The 6,789-nt window shown below is 36.9% G+C and carries 8 protein-coding genes; 4 read left to right on the plus strand and 4 right to left on the minus strand.

Annotation, left to right across the window (positions count from 1 at the left end; translation table 11 throughout):
* Nucleotides 1-67 precede the first annotated feature (67 nt).
* Together J0N78_RS22855 and J0N78_RS22860 are read right to left on the minus strand one after the other, a co-directional pair.
* Complete coding sequence (locus tag J0N78_RS22855; RefSeq protein WP_209125397.1) at nt 68-934, minus strand: metal ABC transporter permease; 867 nt, start codon at nt 932-934, stop codon at nt 68-70.
* A complete protein-coding gene (locus tag J0N78_RS22860) occupies nt 934-1,689 on the minus strand; it encodes a metal ABC transporter ATP-binding protein (RefSeq protein WP_209125398.1) in 756 nt (251 codons plus the stop codon). Before J0N78_RS22860 ends, J0N78_RS22855 begins: the two co-directional genes overlap by 1 nt.
* 324 nt (nt 1,690-2,013) lie before the next feature.
* On the opposite strand from J0N78_RS22860, the gene J0N78_RS22865 reads away from it, so the two are divergent.
* Nucleotides 2,014-2,286, plus strand: a complete 273-nt coding sequence (locus J0N78_RS22865) for a DUF2624 family protein (protein ID WP_209125399.1) — start codon at nt 2,014-2,016, stop codon at nt 2,284-2,286.
* A 185-nt stretch (nt 2,287-2,471) separates the two neighbouring features.
* Here J0N78_RS22865 and J0N78_RS22870 read toward each other — a convergent pair whose 3' ends face one another.
* Together J0N78_RS22870 and J0N78_RS22875 are read right to left on the minus strand one after the other, a co-directional pair.
* Nucleotides 2,472-3,362, minus strand: coding sequence for a deoxyribonuclease IV (locus J0N78_RS22870; protein ID WP_209125400.1), 891 nt, complete (start codon nt 3,360-3,362; stop codon nt 2,472-2,474).
* A 27-nt stretch (nt 3,363-3,389) separates the two neighbouring features.
* On the minus strand, nt 3,390-4,703 hold the full coding sequence (locus tag J0N78_RS22875) for a DEAD/DEAH box helicase (RefSeq protein ID WP_209125401.1): 1,314 nt from the start codon (nt 4,701-4,703) through the stop codon (nt 3,390-3,392).
* A 190-nt stretch (nt 4,704-4,893) separates the two neighbouring features.
* Here J0N78_RS22875 and vrrA point away from each other — a divergent pair, with 190 nt between their 5' ends.
* The 3 genes from vrrA to J0N78_RS26585 form a co-directional block, all read left to right on the plus strand.
* A complete protein-coding gene (gene vrrA / locus J0N78_RS22880; RefSeq protein ID WP_209125402.1) occupies nt 4,894-5,517 on the plus strand; it encodes a VrrA/YqfQ family protein in 624 nt (207 codons plus the stop codon).
* An 82-nt stretch (nt 5,518-5,599) separates the two neighbouring features.
* Entirely contained in the window at nt 5,600-6,541 is a 942-nt protein-coding gene (locus J0N78_RS22885) for a 4-hydroxy-3-methylbut-2-enyl diphosphate reductase (protein ID WP_209125403.1), read from the plus strand.
* 98 nt (nt 6,542-6,639) lie between these two features.
* Nucleotides 6,640-6,789, plus strand: a 150-nt coding sequence (locus tag J0N78_RS26585) for a transposase (protein ID WP_209125410.1), incomplete at its 3' end; no start/stop codon positions are given.

Genomic DNA, 6,789 nt, shown 5'->3' on the forward strand with positions numbered 1-6,789 from the left:
TGAAAAGTTATGCTTTCTTATTGTAAAATAAAGAGGTTAACTCAATGTGAGTAACCTCTTTTGTTTATTAAGCTGTTCGTTGAACCTTTGAACGAAAATATCGAGTAACGATACCTTGTTTTGGTGATAAGAAAAATACCAGCCCAAAAATGACGGAAGCTACAAGAACGATCGATGCTCCAGATGCAACATCGTATAGGACAGAAAAGAAAATGCCTAGTACTGCTGAAATGGAACCAAAGAATGCAGATAAAAACAACATCACTGGTAACCGGTCCGTTAATAAATAGGCCGTTGCTCCTGGAGTAATTAACATCGCTACAACCAAGATAATTCCAACTGTTTTTAAAGAAGCAACTGTAACCAAAGATAGAAGAAGCATTAATAAATAATGAATTAACTGAACGGGTATACCGGCTGCTTTCGCCATTGTAGGATCAAAAGTACTCATTAACAATGGACGGTAACATAGAAAAATCATCAATAATACAAAAGATCCAATCCCAAATGTTACCCATAGATCGCTCCTTGAAACTGCCAATACATTTCCAAATAAAATATGCCATAAATCTAAAGATGTACCTCTTAGGTTTGTTAACAAAACAACACCTAGAGCAAATGCTGCAGTAAATAATATTCCTATAGCAGAATCGTCTTTAATCCGACTATTTTGCGAAACATAGCCAATCCCTAGCGCTGTTAACACGCCTGCAATGACAGCCCCGATAAAAAAACTACTACCAACCATATAAGCGATGACAACTCCCGGTAATACTGCATGTGAAATTGCATCACCCATAAGAGCCATCCCACGTAAAATAATAAAACAACCAATGACTCCGCAAATAATCCCAACTAAAATAGCCGCAATTAAAGCTTGCTGAAGGTAATTATAACGAGACACTTGGTCAATAAATGAAATAATATCTTGCATTAGCTACACACCACCATCATTTGGTCATTCTCTTTAAAAAGTTTAATTTTCCCTTGATACGTTTTCGAAAGCAGTTCCGGTTTAAATGTTTCACTTACTTTACCATAACCAATCAATTCTTTATTAACTAACATGATCTGATCAAAATATTCTTCTACCTTACTTAAATCATGATGAACAACAAGTATCGTTTTCCCTTCTGCTTTTAACGATTTTAAAATACGAATAATAATTTCTTCAGAAGTGATATCAATTCCAGCAAAAGGTTCATCGAGGAAAAACAATGTAGCTTGCTGTGCTAGAGCTCTAGCTATAAACACACGTTGCTGTTGACCTCCAGAAAGTTCCCCAATTTGTCGTTTTCGAAAAGAATCCATACCTACTTTTTCTAAAGCTTCGGTTACAATCGCTTTATCTTCTTTAGAAGGCCGTTTATACCAAGGAAGGTGAATAAAACGTCCCATCATCACAACATCTTCAACGAGCACAGGAAAGTCCCAATCAATTTGACTTCGTTGTGGTACATAGGCTATCAACCTTCTGGCCTTATTAATTGATTTTTGCAAGGCAGTAATACCGTTATTTGTGGATTTTTCCAAACCTAATATTGCTTTAATTAAAGATGATTTCCCAGCGCCATTTGGCCCAACAATTCCAATTAAGTTCCCTGAATCAGCACTAAAGCTTATATTATTAATGGCTTGTAGATTATCGTAATAAACGGAGAGATTGTTTACCTCTAACATTCGTTCCATCTAAAAACCCCTCTCTATTTTTAGTCTTTTGTTTCTACCGTACCTTTAAAGAATAAAGGCTAAGTCAAATAACTAATATCCGTAATTCACCTAAACCATTTTATGAAAAAAATTCGGATTCGTGATAAAAAGTTTCCTCTGGTAAACTTTTTATACTATAACCAATTATATTAGCTAAGGGGAAACGTTGTAAATGATTTTTTTTAAAATTTCTTTCTATACATGCCTAATAATTAATTATTTTGGTTTTGTTTACTAATTTTCACACATTTATGAATCGATCATACATTAAATGTATTAGTGCTATAGGAGGAGGAAGGCAACGTGAATCCTTTTATTCAACAAATGATTAACCTTAAAATTAATTCCCTAACGAAAAAGGAATTAATGGCTTTAGCTCATCAACACCAAATGCCTATTAATGATGAACAAGCTAGTAAAGTTATTAAAGTGATTCAATCTGAACCAATCGACATCGCCAATCGCCAACAACTCGATCGGATGATCCACAGATTACAAACCGAGGTAGATCCATATGTTTCCAGGTTAATTTCTCAGCTACTTAATCAATATGGACACCTTCTCAATCAAATATAAATGCCATTCGCTGAGTCGATGTTGATTTATCGTACGGCGGTAAGGGAAGTCTCGCTAGTCGCTGGGCGCTGCAGCTAGACATCCTTTCTTTAAATTTTAAAAAAGACTGTTCCATAGGTTCTCTATTCTCCTTAATGCTGGAGATTTCAGATCCTTAGCAACAGTCTCTCTTTACATTCATTTAATTATGAACTCATAATAACTTCTTTTAATTGCTCATTAAAGTTTGAACTTTTCAACATATCAATTTCATGTTTATATGGTGCTTTTTTATTATTTTTATCTTCCCCAATATAAGGTGTCTCTAAAATTTTCGGAACATCCTTTAATTGTGGATGGTAAACAATATGGTGAAGCGCATCGTAACCAATATGACCAAATCCGATATTTTCATGACGGTCTTTTCTTGCACCACGTTCATTTTTACTATCGTTAATATGAAGCACTTTGAGTCGATCTAATCCGATTAATTGATCAAATTCCTCTAAAACACCATCAAAATCATTAACAATATCGTACCCAGCATCATGTGTATGACATGTATCAAAGCAGACAGATAACATATCGTTATGAGTTACACCATCGATGATCATCGCTAATTCCTCAAATGAACGTCCACATTCAGAGCCTTTACCAGCCATCGTTTCAAGGGCAATTTGGACATTTTGATTTTTATCTAGCACTTCATTTAAGCCTTCAATAATTTTTTTAATGCCAGCTTCTGCTCCAGCTCCAACGTGAGCACCTGGATGAAGAACAATTTGTTTAGCTCCTAGCGCCTCGGTTCGTTCAATTTCACTTCGTAAAAAGTCAACACCTAAACGAAAAGTAGCCGGTTTTTCCGTATTGGCAATATTGATAATATAAGGTGCATGAACGATAATTTCACTTATACCGTTTTCTTTCATATGCGCTAAACCTGCTTCAATATTTAATTCTTCAATCGGCTTTCGTCTTGTATTTTGAGGTGCACCCGTATAAATCATAAAAGTATTTGCACCGTAAGAAACTGCTTCTTCACTTGAGGCTAATAACATTTTCTTTCCACTCATTGAAACATGTGATCCTAAAATCATCTTCTCCACTCCTCTTAAACCAATGATTTATTTACTCTTTCTACGATTTAATCTACGTTCTCTCTTCTCTTGCTTTTCTTGTAAATACCTGGCTTTCTTTTTATAACCGGGTTTTACCTTTTTCGGCCTTGCTATCGCCTTTCCACTACTTACTGTGCTTTTACTTTTCTGTTTAGTCCCACCAAACTTTGGTTTTTCTAACGTAATTAACTCACCATTTTTAATATCAGTAAAAGTGAAAGTAATACCTCTTTTCATAAGCTTCTCAATTGCTTCTTGTTCATGAGGCTCATATATCGTAACCGCTAGTCCTTCATTACCGCCACGTGCCGTTCGACCAACACGGTGAATATAGAAATCCAAGTCCTTCGGTAAATTATAATTAATAATATGAGTAATACCTTTAATATCAATTCCTCTCGCGGCTAAATCTGTCGCCACTAAATATTGAATTTTAACATCATTCACTTGCTTCATAATCTGCTTTCTTTCACGAGGCTGTAATCCCCCATGTAAACGGCCCACATTTAGCCCTGCAGATAACATCGCGTCCGCTACCTCATCTGCTTGTTCTTTCGTGTTTGTAAAAACAATCGCAAGATAAGGATTTACAACTTTTGCGACTTCAATAACCACCTCTACTTTATTGCGATGTCTTAATGAAATTAATCGGTGTTCAATCGTCGGAGCAGTAGCATGTTCAGGTTTCACATGTACATGTCTCGGGTTATTCATATACTTTCTTAAGAAGGGTTGTAGCTTTTCTGGGATGGTTGCTGAAAAAACGAGCATTTGAAGATCAACAGCCATCCTTGATGCTAATTTATCAACATCTTCGATAAATCCCATATCTAGCATTTGATCTGCTTCATCCACGACAAGTATGGGTGTATTTTGAACAAATAATGCTTGTTCAGCAACTAAGTCATTAATGCGACCAGGTGTACCAACCACGATATGAGGCTGTGTTTTTTCTAGTTTATCAATCATTCGCGAACGGTCGGTTCCTCCAACAAGAAGCTTTGCTTGAACCGTTTGTTCTTCTTGGTAATCTAACAATTTTTTTAATTCATTAAAGATTTGAGTAGCAAGCTCTCTCGTCGGTGCAGTAATAATTGCTTGTACTTCTTCATTGTCTGAATTGATTACATCGACAATTGGTAATAAAAATGCTAACGTTTTACCAGAACCTGTTTGTGATTGACCAATGACATCCTTGCCATTACGAATAGCCGGAATTAAGCGTTCCTGAATTTCCGTCGGTAATGTAAAACCTTGGGCCGTAATTGCGTCTATTAAAAATGCTTGTAAATCAAAGCGAGCAAAATTTGAATTTGTCATGACTGTCTCCTACCTCTTTTACCTTGTAAAGGTTATATTTCTATGCAATTGTTTATTCTACCAAAAACAAAGTGTAAAAGCTAATTTATATCATACATCTTGAAGCTAACAAGGACGCGTTGCACCAAAACGTCTAACATGCATATACCTAATCATAGAGAGTGAAATATTGTACGAAAGGATGAAAACGATGTTTTTTCCTTACCAACAACAAATGATGATGCCACCAACAACACCAAGCCCCTTCAATTTCCCTTCCTTTTCTCCATCTGCGAATCCCGGGATGTTTGGAATGGCATCTGGTGCTCCCAATATGATGGCACCAACTGGCGGCGGTAATTTTTTAGCGAGATTATTCGGAAGAGGAGCAACCGGATTTAGTTCAGGCTTTGGTAGGGCTGGATTCGGTCCAGGTTTTGGAGCTGGTACCGGTGGAAATATGTTTGGTGGTATGGGGGCTGCTGGAATGAGTACAGGTATGGGGGCCGGCACTGGAGCGTTAGGTGGAGGAATGAACTTAATGGGTATTCTTCAAAACGCTCAGCGTGTAATGGGTGTCGTGCAACAAGTTACCCCAATGATCCAACAGTATGGTCCACTCTTACGAAGCATGCCTCAAATATATCAAATTTTAAAAAGTGATTCTGGTAGTGAAGAAGATACAACTATGCCAAACAGTGAGGACAATCCGTCCACAAATACAGAAAGTACAACAAATCCATCACCTATGAATGGATCAAAATCTAAAGCAAAAGGACAATCAAAAGCTAAGTCAACCGTTGGCGGAATCCCAGCACCTAAAATGTATATCTAAATGTGTTAAAGTGATGTTCATTGTATATGCTTCCTTCCTCTATTATAATGTTATGTAGTACACAATTGATAGGAGGCCAAGCATGAAAGTATTAAAAATATCACCGCGAGGCTATTGTTATGGTGTTGTCGATGCGATGGTACTCGCTAGACAAGCCGCCCAGAACCTTGATTTACCTCGCCCTATATATATATTAGGTATGATCGTTCATAATAAACATGTTACAGAAGCCTTTGAAGAAGAAGGCATAATTTCCCTAGACGGTCCAAATCGATTAGAGATCATAAAGCAAGTTGAGAAAGGTACTGTTATCTTTACAGCTCACGGAGTCTCCCCAGAGGTTCGGAAACTTGCAAAAGAAAAAGGTTTGACAGTTGTAGATGCAACATGTCCAGACGTAACAAAGACTCATGACTTAATTTTAGAGAAAAAGGCTGAAGGGTATCACGTTATTTACGTCGGAAAAAAAGGCCATCCAGAACCTGAAGGAGCACTCGGTGTCGCACCCGATATCGTTCATTTAGTTGAATCTACTGACGATGTGGAAAAACTTCAAATAGCTAATGAAAAAATTATTATTACGAACCAAACAACTATGAGCCAATGGGACGTTGCTGATATTATGAATCATGCACTAAAAAAATATCCCCATGCAGAGATTCATAATGAAATTTGTTTAGCTACGCAAGTACGACAAGAAGCTGTTGCTAAACAAGCAAAAGAAGCTGACCTTGTTATAGTGGTCGGCGATCCAAAAAGTAATAACTCTAATCGCTTAGCACAAGTCTCTGAACAAATTGCGGGTACAAAAGCATATCGAATTTCTGACCTATCTGAATTAAATCTAGAATGGCTAGCGGGAGTGAACGTTGTCGGTGTAACATCTGGTGCTTCGACACCAACTCCTATTACAAAAGAGGTTATTGATTTCTTAGAAAAGTATGATCCTACAGATGAAACTACTTGGGAAAAAGAACGCAAAGTTACTCTGCAAAAAATCTTGCCAAAAGTAAAATCTAAATAAGATATTTTTACTTTCTTATTCTTAGATAAAAAACGCATGGATTTGAACTGCACCCCAATTGTTGGACACTATCTAACAATTGGAGGTGCAGTTTTTCTATGGCTAAATATACCCTTGAGGTAAAAATTTCAGCAGTTACACGCTATTTGGAGGGTGTAGAAAGTTTTGTTTCTATTGGGAGATCGATTGGGACATCTGAAAGTGTGATTATGAACTGGGTTAAGCAATTTGAATATCATGGCATTGAG

Source organism: Alkalihalobacillus sp. BA299 (assembly GCF_017745675.1).
Classification (GTDB): domain Bacteria; phylum Bacillota; class Bacilli; order Bacillales; family Bacillaceae_F; genus Alkalihalobacterium.

What these genes read in the sequence shown, in the direction of transcription:
- J0N78_RS22885 (WP_209125403.1), top strand. Translation starts at nt 5,600, where the DNA reads ATGAAAGTATTAAAAATATCACCGCGAGGCTATTGTTATGGTGTTGTC.
- J0N78_RS22870 (WP_209125400.1), bottom strand. Translation starts at nt 3,362, where the DNA reads ATGATTTTAGGATCACATGTTTCAATGAGTGGAAAGAAAATGTTATTA.
- J0N78_RS22855 (WP_209125397.1), bottom strand. Translation starts at nt 934, where the DNA reads ATGCAAGATATTATTTCATTTATTGACCAAGTGTCTCGTTATAATTAC.
- J0N78_RS22860 (WP_209125398.1), bottom strand. Translation starts at nt 1,689, where the DNA reads ATGGAACGAATGTTAGAGGTAAACAATCTCTCCGTTTATTACGATAAT.
- vrrA (WP_209125402.1), top strand. Translation starts at nt 4,894, where the DNA reads ATGTTTTTTCCTTACCAACAACAAATGATGATGCCACCAACAACACCA.
- J0N78_RS22875 (WP_209125401.1), bottom strand. Translation starts at nt 4,703, where the DNA reads ATGACAAATTCAAATTTTGCTCGCTTTGATTTACAAGCATTTTTAATA.